The organism is Microbacterium sp. MDV22-iso44 (genome assembly GCF_058629135.1).
In genome coordinates, this window is sequence record NZ_JBZVWS010000001.1 from 846,552 (window position 1) to 864,076 (window position 17,525).

Annotated in this window: 17 protein-coding genes; 7 read left to right on the top strand and 10 right to left on the bottom strand. The window is 69.1% G+C overall.

The genetic code is table 11. The annotated features are described in order from the left end of the window. Positions 1–35: 35 nt before the first annotated feature. Positions 36–1,166, top strand: a complete 1,131-nt coding sequence (locus tag AC4NN1_RS04145; protein WP_491954610.1) for a class I SAM-dependent methyltransferase — start codon at positions 36–38, stop codon at positions 1,164–1,166. 3 nt (positions 1,167–1,169) lie between these two features. On the opposite strand, the gene AC4NN1_RS04150 is transcribed toward AC4NN1_RS04145, so the two are convergent. Genes AC4NN1_RS04150 through AC4NN1_RS04160 form a run of 3 tightly spaced genes read right to left on the bottom strand, consistent with a single transcriptional unit; the run spans position 1,170 to position 2,511 of the window. Continuing rightward, positions 1,170–1,631 (bottom strand): DUF3817 domain-containing protein, encoded by a 462-nt coding sequence (locus AC4NN1_RS04150; protein WP_491954611.1) that lies wholly within the window; start codon positions 1,629–1,631, stop codon positions 1,170–1,172. A gap of 35 nt (positions 1,632–1,666) precedes the next feature. Next, a complete protein-coding gene (locus AC4NN1_RS04155; RefSeq protein ID WP_020096995.1) occupies positions 1,667–2,089 on the bottom strand; it encodes a DoxX family protein in 423 nt (140 codons plus the stop codon). Then, complete coding sequence (locus AC4NN1_RS04160) at positions 2,086–2,511, bottom strand: MarR family winged helix-turn-helix transcriptional regulator (protein WP_491954612.1); 426 nt, start codon at positions 2,509–2,511, stop codon at positions 2,086–2,088. Before AC4NN1_RS04160 ends, AC4NN1_RS04155 begins: the two co-directional genes overlap by 4 nt. A 145-nt stretch (positions 2,512–2,656) precedes the next feature. Between AC4NN1_RS04160 and AC4NN1_RS04165 the strand changes: the two genes are divergently transcribed. Together AC4NN1_RS04165 and AC4NN1_RS04170 are read left to right on the top strand one after the other, a co-directional pair. Next, entirely contained in the window at positions 2,657–3,910 is a 1,254-nt protein-coding gene (locus AC4NN1_RS04165; RefSeq protein ID WP_491954613.1) for a hypothetical protein, read from the top strand. After that, positions 3,910–4,395: a hypothetical protein gene (locus AC4NN1_RS04170; protein ID WP_491954614.1), complete on the top strand. Its 486-nt coding sequence runs from the start codon at positions 3,910–3,912 to the stop codon at positions 4,393–4,395. The genes AC4NN1_RS04165 and AC4NN1_RS04170 overlap by 1 nt, the downstream gene beginning before the upstream one ends. A 22-nt stretch (positions 4,396–4,417) precedes the next feature. Here the strand turns inward: AC4NN1_RS04170 and AC4NN1_RS04175 are convergent, their stop codons facing one another. From AC4NN1_RS04175 to nrdH, 6 genes are all read right to left on the bottom strand, one after another. Beyond that, positions 4,418–6,526 carry an acyltransferase family protein gene (locus AC4NN1_RS04175; RefSeq protein WP_491954615.1) on the bottom strand — a complete coding sequence of 703 codons (2,109 nt, stop codon included), beginning with the start codon at positions 6,524–6,526 and terminating at the stop codon, positions 4,418–4,420. A gap of 33 nt (positions 6,527–6,559) precedes the next feature. Continuing rightward, positions 6,560–7,843, bottom strand: a complete 1,284-nt coding sequence (locus tag AC4NN1_RS04180) for an MFS transporter (RefSeq protein WP_491954616.1) — start codon at positions 7,841–7,843, stop codon at positions 6,560–6,562. Between the two features lie 490 nt (positions 7,844–8,333). Then, on the bottom strand, positions 8,334–9,311 hold the full coding sequence (nrdF, locus tag AC4NN1_RS04185) for a class 1b ribonucleoside-diphosphate reductase subunit beta (RefSeq protein WP_018188436.1): 978 nt from the start codon (positions 9,309–9,311) through the stop codon (positions 8,334–8,336). Between the two features lie 30 nt (positions 9,312–9,341). Next, positions 9,342–11,474 (bottom strand): class 1b ribonucleoside-diphosphate reductase subunit alpha, encoded by a 2,133-nt coding sequence (nrdE, locus tag AC4NN1_RS04190; RefSeq protein WP_491954867.1) that lies wholly within the window; start codon positions 11,472–11,474, stop codon positions 9,342–9,344. A 5-nt stretch (positions 11,475–11,479) separates the two neighbouring features. After that, a complete protein-coding gene (gene nrdI / locus AC4NN1_RS04195) occupies positions 11,480–11,917 on the bottom strand; it encodes a class Ib ribonucleoside-diphosphate reductase assembly flavoprotein NrdI (RefSeq protein WP_018188438.1) in 438 nt (145 codons plus the stop codon). A 3-nt stretch (positions 11,918–11,920) separates the two neighbouring features. Then, complete coding sequence (gene nrdH, locus AC4NN1_RS04200) at positions 11,921–12,154, bottom strand: glutaredoxin-like protein NrdH (protein ID WP_018188439.1); 234 nt, start codon at positions 12,152–12,154, stop codon at positions 11,921–11,923. Positions 12,155–12,611: 457 nt separating this feature from the next. On the opposite strand from nrdH, the gene AC4NN1_RS04205 reads away from it, so the two are divergent. Next, positions 12,612–13,817: an MFS transporter gene (locus AC4NN1_RS04205; RefSeq protein ID WP_020096988.1), complete on the top strand. Its 1,206-nt coding sequence runs from the start codon at positions 12,612–12,614 to the stop codon at positions 13,815–13,817. Between the two features lie 9 nt (positions 13,818–13,826). Here the strand turns inward: AC4NN1_RS04205 and AC4NN1_RS04210 are convergent, their stop codons facing one another. Then, a complete protein-coding gene (locus tag AC4NN1_RS04210; RefSeq protein WP_018188441.1) occupies positions 13,827–14,231 on the bottom strand; it encodes a hypothetical protein in 405 nt (134 codons plus the stop codon). Positions 14,232–14,283: 52 nt separating this feature from the next. On the opposite strand from AC4NN1_RS04210, the gene AC4NN1_RS04215 reads away from it, so the two are divergent. The 3 genes from AC4NN1_RS04215 to AC4NN1_RS04225 are packed head-to-tail and all read left to right on the top strand — an operon-like array spanning position 14,284 to position 17,524. Then, complete coding sequence (locus tag AC4NN1_RS04215; RefSeq protein ID WP_491954617.1) at positions 14,284–15,057, top strand: alpha/beta fold hydrolase; 774 nt, start codon at positions 14,284–14,286, stop codon at positions 15,055–15,057. After that, positions 15,039–16,211: an acyl-CoA dehydrogenase family protein gene (locus AC4NN1_RS04220; RefSeq protein ID WP_491954618.1), complete on the top strand. Its 1,173-nt coding sequence runs from the start codon at positions 15,039–15,041 to the stop codon at positions 16,209–16,211. The genes AC4NN1_RS04215 and AC4NN1_RS04220 overlap by 19 nt, the downstream gene beginning before the upstream one ends. A gap of 41 nt (positions 16,212–16,252) precedes the next feature. Then, positions 16,253–17,524, top strand: a complete 1,272-nt coding sequence (locus AC4NN1_RS04225) for a DUF445 domain-containing protein (protein ID WP_491954619.1) — start codon at positions 16,253–16,255, stop codon at positions 17,522–17,524. Position 17,525: the final 1 nt, after the last annotated feature.

The window sequence follows — 17,525 nt, forward strand, 5'->3', positions numbered from 1 at the left end:
CGGGCGCCGGCGGCGCCCTCGCCTACGCTGGTGACGTGCCGAGCCCCACCCCGTTCCCCTTCGACCGGCTCTCCCGTCGCCCCGACGTCGAAGGTCCCGACCTGGTGGCATCGGATGCCGCCGACCGCCTCATCCTGGATGAATCGGCCGGCCTCCGCGCCGACGCACCGGCCGGGTCGATCGTCGCGATCGGCGACACCCACGGCGCTCTCGCCCTGGCGGCCGCGCACGACGGCGCGCGGAACGTCCGTGTGCACCAGGATGCGCTGGCCGGTGAGCGGGCGATCTCCCGGAACGCCGAGGAGCTCGGGCTGAGCGATCGCATCCGGGTCGTCGGTCTCGACGCCGACGCCGTCAGCGACGCGCGGGTCGTGCTCGTCCGCCTGCCGCGCGCGCTCGACGCCCTCCGCGACGTCGCCGCGCTCGTCGCCGCGCACGCCTCCCCCGACGTCGTCGTCGTGGCCGGCGGCCGCCTCAAGCACATGACCCTCGCGATGAACGACGTGCTCGGCGAGCACTTCGGACGGATCGACGTCTCGCACGCCCGGCAGAAGTCACGCGTCCTGTTCGCGCGCGACCCACGCGCGGGCCACGAGCCCGCACCGGCGGCGGGACGCGAGGGCGACCTCGAGATCCGCGCCTTCGGCGGTGCGTTCGCCGGGGCACGGCTCGACAACGGCACGCGGCTCCTGATCGCACATCTGCCAGAGGACCCCGCCGGCGGATCGCCGGAGGACCCGCTCATCGACATGGCGTGCGGGACGGGTGCGGTCGCCGCGCACCTCGCGACGCGGCATCCGGCGGCATACGTCTACGCCTCGGATCAGTCCGCCGCGGCGGTCGCCTCGGCACGGGCGACGGCCGCCGCGAACGGTGTCGAGGGTCGGGTCGAGGTCGCCCGCGATGACCTGCTCGCGGGCCGGCCCGCGGCATCCGCGTCGTTCATCGCCCTCAACCCGCCGTTCCACAGCGGGGCGGCGCTGACCGAGCGGCTCGCGTTCCGCCTGTTCGCGGACGCGGCACGGGTGCTGCGTCCGGGCGGCGAGCTGTGGTGCGTCTGGAACTCGGGGATGCGGTACCGGGGTGATCTCGAGCGCCTCGTCGGGCCCACCCGTCAGGTCGCGCGCGACGCGAAGTTCACCGTGACGGTGTCGACGCGTCGGTGACGCTCACCGTTCTCCGGGAGGACCGACGAGCAGCAGGATGACGTAGAGGGCGACCACCGCCGCCACGATGAGGGCGACCAGGATGCCGGCGTGGCGCAGGAACCAGCGCAGCAGGCGGTCGATCGGACGCCGGTCGCGGGGGTCCGAGGTCTCCTCGAGCCGCCACGCACCGTCGAGGCGCCCGGTGCGGTGCAGCCACCTCTCGACGGGGAGCGTCGCGTACGGGATGACGGCCGAACCCACGGCGAGCACCGAGGTGCCGAGGCTCCACCGGTTGTTCAGAGCGACGAGGATGGCAGTCGCCCCGTACGACAGGAAGACGAAGCCGTGGATGCCGCCGCCGATCGTGACGGCGACGGCAGGACCTCCCACCGCACGGACGATGAGGGCGGCGATGAGGAGGGTCCAGGAGAACACCTCGGCGATGGCGAGGATGCGGAAGATCGAGAGAGGGGTGCGGAACACTCCTTCAGCCTACCTGAAGGATGGCGTCGGTCGCGTCATCGCCGCGTGGCCCACAGCGCCCACAGCACGAGCACCGGTTGGAAGAACAGCCGGGCGAAGCGTTTGGCGTCGGAGTCCATCCCCGGTACGTCGCGACCCGATCGCCAGTGATGGACGTTGCCGGGGAACACGGCGACGAACAGGGCCGCGACGGCCAGACCCACGCGGCGCCGTTCACGCGGCAGCGCGATGAGCGCGACCCCCAACCCCGCCTCCACGACACCGGAGACGACGACGATCGTGTCCTTGTCGGTCCGGAACAGGCGCGTCGCCCAGTCCGGAACGGCGATCCGGAACCCGCGCCGGAGCACCGTCAGGTGCGCGACGCCGGCGGCCGTCAACAGGACCGCGAGGCCGACGCGGGCGATGCTCCGCAGCGCCCCCTCGCGTCGACGGATCGTCGCGGCCCGCGCGCTCACTCGATCACACCCGCTCGGATGCCGCCGAGCGATTCGGCCACCCGCGGCAACGAGTGCGAGAGTGACTCGTCGAGCCGCTCCAGACGGTCCTGCGCGTCCCGCAGGACCTCAGCCCCACGCTCGGTGACGCTCAGGTCGCTCGCCGCTCCGGCCTGCGCCGCCGCGTCGGCGACCAGCCCGTCGTCCACGAGGGCGTGGACGGCGGCATGAGCCGACTGCACCGTGATGCGGGATCTGCGGGCGAGTTCCGAGAAGGAGATTCCGGGCTCCGCGCCGATGTGACCGAGCAGGCCGAACTTGCGCGTCGAGATCCCGAGATCACGCAGCTCGGCCGCCAATTGGGCCTCCCACGAGGCAGAAACGGCGAGGAGCGCGATGACGGGACTGAAGCGCGGTGCATCCTCTGCGGGGGTATCTGCCACGGCAGAAGTCTATGAGTCACGCCGCGCCGCGGTCAGCATCCGCGCCACCGCGATTCGGTAGCGATTTTCCGGCCAGGACGGAAGAGATGAACGAGTTCTCATCTGCGAAACATGTGAGATCCCGCGCGCCCGTATCATCAGCGGTATGCTCCGCGCGATCCATCTGCCGACGGCTGCGCTCGCCGCAGCCGCGATGGTGTTCGCTCTCGGCTCGCACGCCCCCTCCGCCGACGACGAGCGACCGGTCCCGCAGGTCCGCGCCGCCCTGGCGAGCTCCGTCCATCAGCTCACCCTCGACGACATCGCCACCCTCTCGCACGCGCAGTTGACGGCGGAGGTCGCCCACTCCCCCGCCGCCCTGCAGAGCATCCTCGACTCCACCGCGCCGGCCGTCGCCTCGACCTGGTGGGGCGGCCTCACCCTCACCACGCGCGCACAGCTCGTCCACGACGTCCCGGATCTCATCGGTGCGCTCGACGGGCTGCCCGCCGAGGTCCGTGTCGCCGCCAACCGTGTCGGAGCCCGGGAACGCCTGGGACGACTCGACGTCCTCCTGACCGGACTCGTGACGCACGAGGATTCGCCCTCCGCCGGCGACCTCGAAGCGCTGGAACGCGAACGTGCGTATCTCACGAAAGTCGCCCTCGGCCTCGTCCAGCTCTACTTGTACAACCCGGTCCGGGGCTCGATCGTCGAGATGGCGGGGGATCCGGCGGCGGCCACCGGCATCCTCTTCGTCGTGCCGGGGACCAATGCGTCGATCGCGACGTTCATGAACGACGACCCCGTCACGTCCTTCGCGAACTGGCAGGTCCAGCACGCCGATCCTTCGGCGCCGATCCTCGCCTTCACCGTCCTCGCGGCACCCATGCCGCAGATCTCGGTCGATCTCGCCTCGGGCCCGCAGAACAACACGATCGCCACCGCGGCGGGGGCGGACTACGCTCGCATCGTGAAGGGAATCGACGCCGCTTTCCCCGGACTTCCGACGCTGAGCTACGAGCACAGCGCCGGGTCCCAGGTCGGAAGCGCCGCCGAGATGGCCGGGGCACGATTCACCGCCCGGTTCCTCGCCGCGGGAGTCGGCGCCACAGACGGGTACACGACGGTGCCCGGAACGGCTTATTACGCCACGCAGGCCAAGGACGACATCAACCGCTACTACGCCGGATTCCAGATGGGCGACATCGGCTACGGCATCGGCCCCGAGGAGTTCCCCGGCATCACGATCGTCGACCCGGGATTCTCCGAGAAGCCGACCGGCACCGTCACCGCGATGCTCGCCGAGGGCCTCACGCTTCACAACCGCCTCTTCAGCGGCGACGGGTCGGCGAACGGGACGGTGTTGAAGGACGTGCGACTGCTCCTCACCTCCCTCGCCGACGAGAGCAGCGGCTGATGCCCGCCCGGTCCGTCGCAGCAACGGTGCTGGTCGGAACCTTGGCCCTCAGCCTCACGGCATGCGCCCCCGCCGCGGGCCCCACCTTCGACGCGGTGCGCGCGCAGTCCGAGGAGGCGGTGACCGAGGTCGTGGCCGCGATGCCGACGGGGTCGACGTACACGGCGTCGGGCGACCCGACCTCAACGCCCTGCGGCACGGGCTCGGCCACGGTCGACGGCCCCCGCGGGACCGCCTTCGCGACGATCCAGGGGCAGGTGACGCTGCCGGGCGCCGCGGACGCGGCATCCATCATCGCGGACCTGCCCACCGCACTCGGCGACGGCTGGGCCGTCGAGCCCGTCGGGATCGACGTCGATCTCGCCACCGTGCGCCTCAACCGCGCGGGATCGGGCGTGTCCGTCGACATCACCGAGCTCGCTGCCGATGCGCCGGTGGCGCTCGACATCCTCGCCGTGTCCTCCTGCGGCCGCGTCGAGCGCTGAGGCGCTCACGCCCTGGAGGGCGTCAGAGCGCGGGGCAGGAGGATGCGCCCTGTGCGCAGGCCTTCAGTTCGCGGGCGAGCCAGGGGCCGAGGGTGCGCGAGTACGTCCCGCTCAGGTGAAGCCCGTCGAAGTACACCGACACTCCGCCCACGGCGGAGTAGCAGCGCTCGTCATCGCAGAACCGGTCCGTCGGATCGATCGTGAGGAGGTCCGGTACGCGCTTGGCGACCTCGTCGGTGACGCTGCGGGCGACGAGCGCCTTGCTGACGGGGTTGGAGCACTGGCCGTTGAGTTCGAGGCAGTCGGGGCCGTCGCGCCGGGTGGTGATGCCGTCGGTCAGCGGGACGTCGCCGAGCCAGACCACCGTGGCGCCGGCCTCCCGCACGCGCGTGATCGCCTCGACGAAACCGTCGACGCTGCGCGCACCGTCGGCGTAGCCGGCGCGGAGGTCGGACATGACGACGAGGTCGACCTTCGGGGCGAGGGTCGAGACGACCCACTCGTTGCGCTCGGCGCAGCCCTTCTGTTCTTCCTCGGACGTCTTGCGAAGCTCGTTCGGCGGCGGGGTGCCCAGCGTCGCCGGGCATCCGGAGCGCGACGCCACGATGACGTTCCACTTGAGGCGCTTTCCCGCGGCGTCGATCGCGTCGCTCCACGCCGACGCGTGGGAGTTGCCCCACAGCAGCACCGTGCGGGCTCCGTTCGGATCGCCGTAGTGGCAGATGACCTCGCTGAACGGGCCGGTGTCGTCAGAGCAGCGCGGCTTGCGTGAGGCGATCGGCAGGTCGTTGTTGCCGGCGAGTGCTGCGGCCTCGTCGACCGGGGCGAAGGGATCCCCGCATGTGTTGTCGAGCGCGGCGGCGCCGAAGCATTCGTCGGCGGAGGCGATGGTCTGCTCGAACTCCGCGGCCGCGGCCTCGATCCGAGCCTGCCCGCTGGCGTCGAACCTGACGGCGCCGGCGACGATGATGAGGACCGCGACGGTTCCGAGCGCGAGGCTTCGAGGAGACGTCCGCAGCAGCCATCCACGTCGGAACGGCTGCTCGATGAAGCGGTAACTCGCTTCCGACACCACGAGGATGATGGCGAGCAGGCCGAAGGCCTCGAGGATGCTCAGCTCGTGACCGAGCGCGATCGGGACGATGATCAGCAGCGGCCAGTGCCACAGGTAGACCGAGTAGGAGATGTCGCCGAGGTGCTGGATCGGTCGGGCGCTCACGGCGCGGTCGAACGAGAATCGCCCGTCGCGCCCCCCGAGCAGCACGAGGCAGGCACCCACCGTCGGGATCATCGCGGCGATGCCCGGGTAGGGCATGTCCACGTTCAGAACGAAGAACCCGACACCGATCAGGGCGACACCGACCCACGGAGCGAAGCGGATGCCCCGCACGGCGATCAGGGCGACGAGACCGCCGGCGGCGAGCTGCCACATCCGGGTCGGCGTGACGAAGTACGCGGCGCCGGGATCGACATTCGTGAAGATGAACGAGAAGCAGAGGCTCGCCACCAGGACGAGGCCCATGACGATTCCCACGACGCCCCGGCGTCCCAGGCGGCCGATCGGGCCGAAGCGCCGCGCGAACAGGGTGGCGAGCAGGAGCAGCACCGGCCAGACGAGGTAGAACTGCTCCTCGACCGACAGGGACCAGAAGTGCTGGACGGGGCTCGGCGCGGCGCCTTCTGCGCCGTAGTCGACCGCGTCACCGGCGAGGACCCAGTTCTCGATCGAGAGCGCCGACGCGAGGACGTGCCGACCGATCTCGGGCCACTGGGAGGCAGGAACGATGAACCACGAGGCGACCAGCACGAATCCGAGCACAAGGAGTGCGGCCGGCATGATCCGTCGGACGCGGGCGGCCCAGAATCTGGCGGCGAAGCGAAGAGGGCGGTGACGGTCGACGTCGCGCAGGATCTGCCCGGTGATCAGGAACCCCGAGACGACGAAGAACACGTCGACACCGGTGAAGCCACCGGGGAGGAGGGAGGGCCAGAAGTGGTAGACCACGACGGAGGCGACCGCGATGGCGCGGAGGCCTTGGATGTCCGCCCGGACGCGGTGGCGCGGTGCTTCCGGCGACGATGCGGGAGGTGCGTTACGGGGCCCACCCGGGGCGTCGACGAGCTGAGTCACCACGCGAGTCTAAGCGGAATGCGCCGCCCGGCCTCATCGGCGGCCGGCGTCGGTGGCGGCCGCTCGGCGTCGCGCCATGAGCAGGACGCCGGCCACGAGGAGGATCATGGCGACCCCGGCCGAGGCGATGACGGCGGCGCGCGCTCCCCAGAGCGTCACCACGGCGGCCGCGCCGAGCAGCACCGCGATGCGCAGCAGGCTCTCGACGGCCGTGTCGAGACCCTCGACCCGCCCGAGGAACTGGTCGTCGATCGACGTCTGGAATAGGGTCGTGACCGCGATGTTGTACGGCGCGTTGACGAGGGCACTCAGGGCGACGCCGACGAGGAGCACCGTCACGTTCGGCGCGGCCCCCATCACGACCTGGGCGACGGCGAACAGTGCCAGGCAGACCACGAAGACCAGCGGCATCCGCGACCGCCGGACGACGAACCCGACCGTCAGCGCTGCGATGACCGCCACGATGCCGTTCCACGAGAGGACGAGACCCAGGACCTCGCTCGGTAGCCGTAGGTCGTCCGACACGAGGAAGATGAGCGCGTACGCGTTCGTCCCCGCAGTGATCGTCACACCGTACGAGGCGAGCAGCAGTCCCAGCGCGAAGCGGTGGCCGGCGAGGTAACGGGCGGCGGGTGGGATGCCGCGGACGGTCGACGCCAGCGCATCGACGCCGAGCCGGATGCGGGCCCGCCGCCGTGCGGGCGTCGACGACTCGGCATCCGTCGTCTTCGGGAGGATGCGCGCGAACAGTGCTGCGGTGACGAGGAAGGAGACGCCGTCCACGGCGAACGACGGCGCCGGCCCCCACATGGCGTACGAACCGGCGCCGAGGGCTGGTCCGACGCTCGCGAGCGCCCACGTCGTCGATTCGAGGATGCCGTTGGCTCGGGGAAGCATGTCTCGTTGCACGAGCCGCGGGACGAAGACGAACGCCGACGAGGCGAAGAAGACCCCGGCGATCGCGGCGGCCGCGACCAGGACCGTCGAGTGGATGCCGGGTCCCCCGGCCGCAGCGGCGGCAGCCAGCCCGAAGCTCAGGATGCCGCGCAGTGCGGTGGTGACGATGAAGACGGTGCGCAGATCGAACCGGTCGGCCACCGCGCCCGCAACGGGAGCGAGGAACAGGGCCGGGAGTACCGTCGCGAGCAGAAGCGTCAGTCGGGCGCCCTCTCGACCCGCCGTGAGCTCGAAATACCAGAGGTCGAGGGCGAGGACTCGGAACGAGTCGCCAATGTCGGAGAACGCGAACGCCGCCACGAAGCCGAAGAACGTCGCAGGCAGACCGAAGAGGCCGGCGCGCGAGCGGGTGGGGATCACAATGCCCCACCGTAGAGGCGACGACGCCGCGGGACGATCGACTCGCCTCCGATCCGATCCGACGTCCGCTCCGAAGGACGAGATGGCGAGGTGCTCACTGCGGCTTGGGGGCCGCATCTCGCGTTGATCGTGAAGCTCACTGAGGGGATGAGCGAGCACCGTGCGTCCCCGACGTCCGCGCTCGCTCCGAGCCGGCATCGGGATCCCGGAACGCTCCGCACGCAACGGGCAGCGTGCGCCGTCGACCGGGACAGCGAAAGACCCCCGGCGATCGTTCGCGAGAACGGGTCGGGGGTCTTTCAGCGTCGGTGCAGGCCCCAGCGCCGCGACGGCGAGTCGATGCAAGGGATCCGAGACGACACCCCGTCGTACGCTGCCCCGCTCCCGGCGTGTCGCGAGGAACCCCTTGCATCCGTCACCGGGCGCGTGCACGAACGAAGACCCCCGGCATCCGCTCGTACGAGCAGTGCCGGGGGTCTTCGTCGAAGGCTCAGAAGTCCCAGTCGTCGTCCTCGGTGGCGACGGCCTTGCCGATGACGTACGAGGATCCCGACCCGCTGAAGAAGTCGTGGTTCTCGTCCGCGTTCGGCGAGAGCGCCGACAGGATCGCCGGGTTCACGTTGGTGACGCTGGCCGGGAACATGGCCTCGTAGCCGAGGTTCATGAGCGCCTTGTTCGCGTTGTAGTGCAGGAACTTCTTGACGTCCTCGGTCTGACCGATGCCGTCGTAGAGGTCCTGCGTGTAGTGCACCTCGTTGTCGTAGAGCTCGTAGAGCAGCGAGAACGTGTAGTCCTTGAGCTCGTCGCGCTCGGCCTGGCCGAGCGTCTCGAGTCCGCGCTGGAACTTGTAGCCGATGTAGTAGCCGTGCACGGCCTCGTCACGGATGATGAGGCGGATGATGTCGGCCGTGTTCGTCAGCTTGGCCTTCGACGACCAGTACAGCGGCAGGTAGAACCCCGAGTAGAAGAGGAACGACTCGAGCAGCGTCGAGGCGACCTTGCGCTTCAGGGGCTCATCGCCGCGGTAGTAGTCCATGACGATGCGAGCCTTCTTCTGAAGGTTCTCGTTCTCGGTGGACCAGCGGAACGCGTCGTCGATCTCAGGCGTCGAGGCGAGCGTCGAGAAGATCGACGAGTAGCTCTTCGCGTGCACCGACTCCATGAACGCGATGTTCGTGTAGACGGCCTCCTCGTGCGGGGTGATCGCATCGGGGATGAGCGAGACGGCGCCGACGGTGCCCTGGATGGTGTCCAGGAGCGTCAGGCCGGTGAACACGCGCATCGTCGTCTGGCGCTCTTCGGGGGTGAGCGTCGCCCACGACTGGATGTCGTTCGACAGCGGCACCTTCTCGGGGAGCCAGAAGTTGTTGACGAGGCGGTTCCACACCTCGAGGTCCTTGTCGTCCTGGATGCGGTTCCAGTTGATCGCCTGGACCGAGCCGAGGAGCTTGAGGGGTTCGGGGGTCATGTCTTTTCCTCTATCGAATCTCGGACCGGATCAGAGCATGCACGAGACGCACTCGGCCATGTCGGTGCCCTCGAGCGCCATCTGACGGAGGCGAATGTAGTAGATCGTCTTGATGCCCTTGCGCCAGGCGTAGATCTGAGCCCGGTTGATGTCGCGGGTGGTGGCGGTGTCCTTGAAGAACAGCGTCAGCGACAGGCCCTGGTCGACGTGCTGGGTGGCGGCGGCGTAGGTGTCGATGACCTTCTCGTAGCCGATCTCGTACGCGTCTTCGTAGTACTCGAGGTTCTCGTTCGTCATGAACGGAGCCGGGTAGTACACGCGGCCGATCTTGCCTTCCTTGCGGATCTCGATCTTCGACGCGATCGGGTGGATCGAGCTCGTCGAGTTGTTGATGTACGAGATCGAGCCGGTCGGCGGGACGGCCTGGAGGTTCTGGTTGTAGATGCCGTGCTTCTGGACGGATGCCTTCAGCTCGAGCCAGTCCTCCTGCGTCGGGATGTGGATGCCCTCGAAGAGCTCCTCGACGCGGGCGGTCGCCGGCTTCCACTCCTGCTCGGTGTACTTGTCGAAGAACTCACCGGAGGCGTAGGTCGAGTCCCAGAAGCCGTCGAAGACGGTCCCGCGCTCGATGGCGATCCGGTTCGAGGCCTGCAGTGCGTGGAACAGCACGGTGTAGAAGTAGATGTTCGTGAAGTCGACACCCTCCTCCGAGCCGTAGTGGACGTGCTCGCGGGCGAGGTATCCGTGCAGGTTCATCTGGCCGAGGCCGATGGCGTGCGACTTGTCGTTGCCGTCCTCGATGGAACGGACCGAGCGGATGTGGCTCTGGTCGCTGACCGCGCTGAGGGCGCGGATGCTGGTCTCGACCGTGCCGGCGAGGTTGCGGCCGTCCATCGCCAGGGCGATGTTCATCGAGCCCAGGTTGCAGGAGATGTCCTTGCCGATCTGGTCGTACGAGAGGTCCTCGTTGAACGTCGTCGGCGTGTTGACCTGGAGGATCTCCGAGCACAGGTTGGACATGTTGATCCGACCCTTGATCGGGTTGGCCTTGTTCACCGTGTCCTCGAACATGATGTACGGGTAGCCCGACTCGAACTGGATCTCGGCGAGGGTCTGGAAGAACTCGCGCGCCTTGATCTTCGTCTTCTTGATGCGCGCGTCGTCGACCATCTCGCGGTACTTCTCGGTGACGGAGATGTCGCCGAAGGGCACGCCGTAGACCTTCTCGACGTCGTACGGCGAGAACAGGTACATGTCCTCGTCGTTCTTCGCGAGCTCGAACGTGATGTCGGGGACGACGACACCCAGCGACAGCGTCTTGATGCGGATCTTCTCGTCCGCGTTCTCGCGCTTGGTGTCGAGGAACTTCATGATGTCGGGGTGGTGGGCCGAGAGGTACACGGCGCCGGCGCCCTGACGCGCACCGAGCTGGTTCGCGTAGCTGAAGCTGTCTTCGAGCAGCTTCATGACGGGGATGATGCCCGACGACTGGTTCTCGATCTGCTTGATCGGGGCGCCCGCCTCGCGGATGTTCGAGAGGAGCAGGGCGACGCCGCCGCCGCGCTTGGAGAGCTGGAGGGCGGAGTTGATGCCGCGGGCGATCGACTCCATGTTGTCTTCGATGCGCAGGAGGAAGCATGAGACGAGCTCGCCGCGCTGAGCCTTGCCGGCGTTGAGGAAGGTGGGGGTGGCGGGCTGGAAGCGGCCCGAGAGGATCTCGTCGACGAGCTTGTTCGCGAGGTCCTGGTCACCCGCGGCGAGCGCCAGGGCGGTCATGACGACGCGGTCCTCGAAGCGCTCGAGGTAGCGCTTGCCGTCGAAGGTCTTCAGCGTGTAGCTCGTGTAGTACTTGAACGCGCCGAGGAACGTGTCGAAGCGGAACTTCGCCGCGTACGCACGGTCGTGGATCTGCTGGATGAACTCGAACGGGTACGCCTCGATGACGGCGCCCTCGTAGTACTCCTTCTCGACGAGGTAGTCGAGCTTCTCCTTGAGGGAGTGGAAGAACACCGTGTTCTGGTTGACGTGCTGCAGGAAGTACTCCCGCGCGGCACGCTTGTCGGCGTCGAACTGGATCTTCCCGTCCTCGCCGTACAGGTTCAGCATCGCGTTCAGGGCGTGGTAGTCCATGCCCTCGAAGCGAGCCTCCGTCTTGAAGGCCATATCGGTCACTGCAGCTTCCACCAGTCTTCCAATCCGCCGCTCACGCGGTCGACGTCCTCAGGCGTGCCGAATACTTCGATGCGATACAAGTGCGGCACACGACACTTGCGGCTGATGATCTCTCCGGCGAGACAGAAGGACTCGCCGAAATTGCTGTTACCCGCGGAGATGACTCCGCGCAGCAGGCTCCGATTGGCCTCGTCGTTGAGGAAGCGGATGACCTGCTTGGGGACCGCGCCCTTCTCCTCCCCCTTGCCCTGGCCTCCCCCGTAGGTGGGGGTGACCAGGACGTACGGCTCGTCGATACGAAGCGGGCCGTCGGAGGAGTGGATCGGGATGCGGCGGGCCGGCATCCCGAGCTTCTCGATGAAACGGGCGGTGTTACCCGACACGCTCGAGAAGTAGACGAGCAGCGGCACGTTCGTCATGACGGCCGCGCTCATCGGTCAGACCAGGCGAGACGCGAGCTCGTCGATCTTGTCGGGACGGAAGCCCGACCAGTGGTCCTCGTCGGTGACGACGACCGGAGCCTGGAGGTACCCGAGCGACTTGACGTGCTCGAGGGCCGCCGGGTCCTCGGAGAGGTCGAGGACCTCGTAGTCGATGCCCTTGGAGTCCAGCGCGCGGTACGTCGCGTTGCACTGCACGCAGGACGGCTTCGTGTACACGGTGATCGCCATCAGTCGACCCTCTCTTTGCCTCTGGATCCCGCCGGTGCGGGGTCCGTGTGATTCGGTGAAATCTGTCTGCAGGTCACGGGTGTGAGGTACCCGTCCGCCTGGTTCCGAGGGGTTGGGGCCCGCCGGGAGCTCAATACTACATATGGGTACGGACACCCGGAAGCACCACAAGGGGTAGTAGTTACATCTGTGTAGTTTTTCCGCATCTCTCCACAGATACAACACAGGTTGTCCACCGATTCATCCCCAATTCGGGAACCTCCGAGCGGAGACGAAAAGGCCAGGAATCCGGCCGAAACCCCGCGGGGCTCGGCAGGTTGTCCACAGGTCGGACGATACGGCGGGCCTCCGACATCGGATCGGGAGCGAATCCGGCGCCCCGGCGTGTCGTCGGCGTGTCGCCGCGAGACCTCGCCCCCACATCTGGGATGTCGGTCGCCGACGGTAGATTGGAGGGGTGGCGGGATACTCGGAGCTCCTGCGCGCACCGGGTGTCGCGCGCATCATCGCGGCACAGCTGACGGCTCGGTTCCCCAGTGGGATGACGAGTCTCGCGGTGCTCCTCCACGTCGAGCAGTCGACCGGGTCCTACGGCTACGCGGGCATCGTCCTCGCCGCCGTCTCGATCGGCCAGGCGATCTCCGGCCCCGTCACCAGCCGGTGGATGGGCATCTGGGGCATGCGCCGCGTGCTCACCCTGACCGCGGCCGTCTGCGCGGCCGCCGTCCTCGCGCTCGCTGTCAATCCGTTCGGGATGCCGGGGTTCATCGTCTTCGGCTTCCTCGCCGGCATCGCCAACCCCCCGGTGCAGCCCGCCGTCCGGACGATCTACCCCAAGATCGTGACGTCCCGTCAGCTGACGCCGCTCTTCTCGCTCGATGCGAGCCTGCAGGAGATCATCTGGATCTTCGCTCCCGTGCTGATCACGATCGTCGCGACCCAGGCGGGCACCGTGCCGGCACTCTTCTTGATCGTCGTCATCCTCATCGGCGGATGCGCGTGGTTCATCGCCTCCCCCGAAGTCGGACGCGTCCGCATCCCCCGCAGCCGTCGTGGTTTCGGGCGCGTGCTCGGCAAGCCCGTCGTCCTGCTCTCGACCGTCACCGGCTTCCTGCTCATCGGGGCGTGCGCGGCCGTCGAGGCCGGCGTGGTCGCCTCGTTCGGACACGAGGGCCTCGAAGCGGGGATCGTCCTGGCCGTCTTCGCGGTCGGGAGCCTCGCCGGCGGCCTGGGCTTCGGCCACATCCCGATCGGACGCTGGGCGATGGCCCGCCGCCTCGCGATCGTCGCCGTCGGCGTCTCGCTCGTCATGATCAGCCTCAACGCCTGGTGGATGGGCGCCTCGCTCTTCGTCGCCGGCCTCGGTATCGCCCCGGCCCTCGCCGTCATGTTCGCCATCACGAGCGCGAGCGTGCGCTTCAGTGAGACGGCGGAGGCCTACGGGTGGATCGGCACCGGTCAGCTCATCGGCGCCGCCGCCGGTTCCGCGGTCGCCGGCTTCCTCATCGACGGCGTCGGCTCGGTCGGCGCGTTCATCGCGGCATCCGGGTTCGCCGTCGCCGGCGCGCTCGTCGCCGCCGTGTTCGTCCGCGGGTTCCCCGACCTGCGCGGCCGCGACGCGAGTCCGATCCCCGACACCGAGCCCGTCCCGCTCATCACCTGAGCGAGCGCGTCACGCGGCGCGGCGGAGCAGGAACAGGACGGCCTGCGCGTACGCGTCGGCGGGTTGCGGGTGCCGGAAGAGGTGGGGGGCGGCATCCACTTCGATCTCGACCTCGTGGATGTCAGGAAGGCGACGGAGCGAACGGAACGTGCCGCGGAGCATCTCGCGCAGCTGCGCCTCGGACGGCAGCCACAGGGCGTCCTCGAGGGCGACCGAATCGAGCGCCCACTCGGTCGTCCCGTTGAAGGCGAGCAGATCGCCGGTGGGGTAGCTGCGAGCCTCGACGGTCATGTCGCTGACGGTGTAGACGTCGGCCTCGAACTCGGGTTCGTCGAGCTGGAACCGGTCGCCGGAACGCGGGCGCCAGATCAGGCCGCTCGCGCGCAGCTCGCGTGCCAGGTCGGTGGAGATCATCCCCCCATCCTGGCCCGGCGCTGACGGGTGGGGCCCGTCCTAGGCTGAGAGCATGCCGTCACCCGTCACTCTCCCCCGGCTGAGCTGGGGCAATCCTCGCAGCGACCGCCGGGCACTCCTCGTCCACGGCGTCGGTTCGAGCGGAGCGCTCATGTGGCGCTACGCCGTCGCCCTCGCCGACGCCGGCTGGCGTGTCGACGCGGTCGACCTGCGCGGCCACGGCACCGCCCCACGCGGCCTGGACTACACGATCGCCGCGTACGCGATCGACCTCGTCCACACGCAGCCCGGCGAAGACGCTCCGTGGGACCTCGTCCTCGGCCACTCGCTCGGCGGCGCGGCCGCGACGGTGGCCGTCGCATCCTCCCCCACCTGGACACGTCACCTCGTCCTCGTCGATCCCGCGATTCACCTCGCCGACGCCGATCGCGACGCCGTCCGCGCGAGCCAGGAGCAGGCGTTCGCCGACACCTCGGTCGACGCCGTCCGGGCCGCGCACCCCGAGTGGCTCGAGCTCGACATCGAGTTGAAGGCGGTCGCCGCGCAGCAGGCGAGCCGCTTCGCCGTCGAGCAGACGGGGCTGCAGAACACGCCGTGGGACGTGCGGGAGGCGGCATCCCGCCTCTCCGTCCCCACCCACGTCATCGCGGGAGACCCGGCGGTCTACTCGATCTTCACGGGCGACCTCGCCGCCGAGGTGCTGCAGAATCCCCGGGTGTCGATGTCCGTCGTACCCGGCACGGGGCATTCGCCGCACCGCGACGCTCCGGATGCCGCGGCCGGGGCCCTGCTCGACGCGGTCCGGACATGGGGGCTGCCGTCATGACGTTCGATCCCGCCGCGCATCTGCCCGACGATCTGCTCGAGCGCATCCGCTCCCGCGCGGCCGCCGTCGATGCCGAGAACCGCTTCCCCGACGAGGACCTCGCCGAGCTCCGCGACGCGGGCTATCTCGCGATCCTCGTGCCGACCGAGCTCGGCGGGGCGGGGCTCGGGCTCCGAGAGGCATCCGTCCTGCAGCAGCGCCTCGCCGGCGCCGCTCCGGCGACGGCGCTGGCGATCAACATGCACCTCGTCTGGACCGGCGTCGCGAAGGTCATGGCAAACCGCGGCGACGACGCCCTCCGCTTCGTGCAAGAGGGCGCCGCGGCGGGAGAGGTCTTCGCGTTCGGCATCAGCGAGGCCGGGAACGACCTCGTCCTGTTCGGCAGTGACACGGATGCCGCGCCCCGCCCCGACGGCTCGTACGCCTTCACGGGCACCAAGATCTTCACGTCGCTCGCGCCCGTGTGGACGCACCTGGGGCTCCACGGCCTCGACACGTCCGACCCCGAGGACCCGCGACTCGTGTTCGCGTTCGTCCCCCGGAGCGACGCGGTCGTGACCCGCGACGACTGGGACACCCTCGGGATGCGGGGTACCCAATCCCGGACGACCGAACTGCACGGCGCCGTCGCCCCCGCGGACCGGATCGTCCGCCGGCTGCCGGTCGGTCCGAGTCCCGATCCACTGGTCTTCGGGATCTTCAGCGCCTTCGAGATCCTGCTGGCCTCCGTCTACACGGGCATCGCCCGCCGCGCCCTCGACCTGGCCGTCCAGACGGCACGCACGCGCACCTCGAAGAAGACGGGCCGCACCTACAGCCAGGACCCCGACATCCGGTGGCGCGTCGCCGACATGGCGCTCGCCTACGACGCCCTCCCGGTGCAGGTCGAGTCCCTCGCCGCCGACCTCGACCACCTCGCCGACCACGGCGCGATGTGGTTCCCGAAGCTGTCCGCGATCAAGCACCGCGCCGCGACGACGGCGAAGCAGGTCGTCGATGAGGCGATGCTCGTCGCGGGCGGGTCCTCCTTCTTCACCCGCAACGAGCTGAGCAGGCTCTACCGCGACGTGCTCGCCGGCGTGTTCCACCCCTCCGACCCCGAGTCGGTGCACAGCGCCCTCGCGAACGCCTGGCTGGGGCCGATCGAACCGTGAGTCGCCCGGGTCGCTGAGGGCCTCCGTGGCAGGATGGCCGAATGGCCCGCATCCCGTACGACTCGCTGAGCGCCGCTGACCAGCAGCGGTACCGCGGGCTCCGCACCATGAAGGCGGTGGCCCTCGGCGCCCTGCTGTTCATGGCGATCGTCTTCGTCATCGCCTTCATCCTCGAGAAGGACCTCTCGGGCTGGGGCTACGTGCGCGCGGCGGCCGAAGGCGGCATGGTCGGCGCTCTGGCGGACTGGTTCGCCGTGACGGCGCTCTTCCGACACCCCCTCGGCATCCCGATCCCCCACACCGCGATCATCCCGAAGCGCAAGGACGAGATCGGTCGCACCCTCGGCGAATTCGTCGAGACCAACTTCCTCGAGGGCGGCGTCGTCCGTCAGAAGCTCGAGTCCACGAACATCGCCCGCACCGCGGGCGCCTGGCTGCAGGACCCGGCTCATGCGAAGACGGTGGCGGCCGAGGCGTCGACGATGGCCTCCGGCATCCTCACCGCCCTCAGCGACGACGAGGTGCAGGACCTCATCAGCGATCTCGCTCACGAGCACCTCCTCTCGCCCTCGTGGGGTCCTTCGCTCGGCACGTGGCTGTCACGGGTGGTGGATGCCGACGCCCACCGCGGCGCGGTCGACCTGGGCGTCGACAGCATCGCCCGGTGGCTCGACGCGAACCGCGAAGCCTTCGACGGGCTCGTCTCTCGCCGTCTGCCGTCGTGGGTGCCGTCGGTCGCGATGCGCCTCGTCGACGACACGGTCTACCACGAGGCCACGAAGTTCGTCGCGGCCGTGCAGCGCGACCCGGAGCACCCGGCGCGAAAGGCCCTCGACCAGTACCTCGAACGCCTCGCCGACAACCTGCAGCACGACCCCGAGACGATCGGCCGTCTCGAGGGTGCGAAGAGCGCCGTGTTCGACAGCCCGCGCGTGCGCGCTCTCGCCGCCGACGCCTGGAACACCGCGAAGGCGGGTCTGCTGCGCTCGCTCGCCGACGAGGAGAGCCCTCTCCGCCGCCGCGTCACCGCCGCCCTCGGCGACCTGGGCGACCGTCTCGCGACGGACACCGCGTTGCAGGAGCGCGTCGACAAGCGCATCGCGGATGCCGCCGTCTTCCTCGTCGACCGTTACCGCCACGACATCGCGTCGATCATCACCGACACGGTGGAGCGCTGGGACTCAGACGAGACGAGCCAGAAGATCGAGCTGCAAGTCGGCCGCGACCTGCAGTACATCCGCCTGAACGGCACGATCGTGGGTGCCCTCGCGGGCCTCGTGATCTTCACCGTCGCCCACCTGCTGCTCCCCTGAC

Excerpts from the sequence above, each read along its gene's own strand:
- AC4NN1_RS04165 (WP_491954613.1), top strand. The coding sequence starts at position 2,657 with ATGCTCCGCGCGATCCATCTGCCGACGGCTGCGCTCGCCGCAGCCGCG.
- AC4NN1_RS04170 (WP_491954614.1), top strand. The coding sequence starts at position 3,910 with ATGCCCGCCCGGTCCGTCGCAGCAACGGTGCTGGTCGGAACCTTGGCC.
- nrdF (WP_018188436.1), bottom strand. The coding sequence starts at position 9,311 with ATGACCCCCGAACCCCTCAAGCTCCTCGGCTCGGTCCAGGCGATCAAC.
- nrdE (WP_491954867.1), bottom strand. The coding sequence starts at position 11,474 with ATGGCCTTCAAGACGGAGGCTCGCTTCGAGGGCATGGACTACCACGCC.
- nrdI (WP_018188438.1), bottom strand. The coding sequence starts at position 11,917 with ATGAGCGCGGCCGTCATGACGAACGTGCCGCTGCTCGTCTACTTCTCG.
- nrdH (WP_018188439.1), bottom strand. The coding sequence starts at position 12,154 with ATGGCGATCACCGTGTACACGAAGCCGTCCTGCGTGCAGTGCAACGCG.
- AC4NN1_RS04210 (WP_018188441.1), bottom strand. The coding sequence starts at position 14,231 with ATGATCTCCACCGACCTGGCACGCGAGCTGCGCGCGAGCGGCCTGATC.
- AC4NN1_RS04215 (WP_491954617.1), top strand. The coding sequence starts at position 14,284 with ATGCCGTCACCCGTCACTCTCCCCCGGCTGAGCTGGGGCAATCCTCGC.
- AC4NN1_RS04220 (WP_491954618.1), top strand. The coding sequence starts at position 15,039 with ATGGGGGCTGCCGTCATGACGTTCGATCCCGCCGCGCATCTGCCCGAC.
- AC4NN1_RS04225 (WP_491954619.1), top strand. The coding sequence starts at position 16,253 with ATGGCCCGCATCCCGTACGACTCGCTGAGCGCCGCTGACCAGCAGCGG.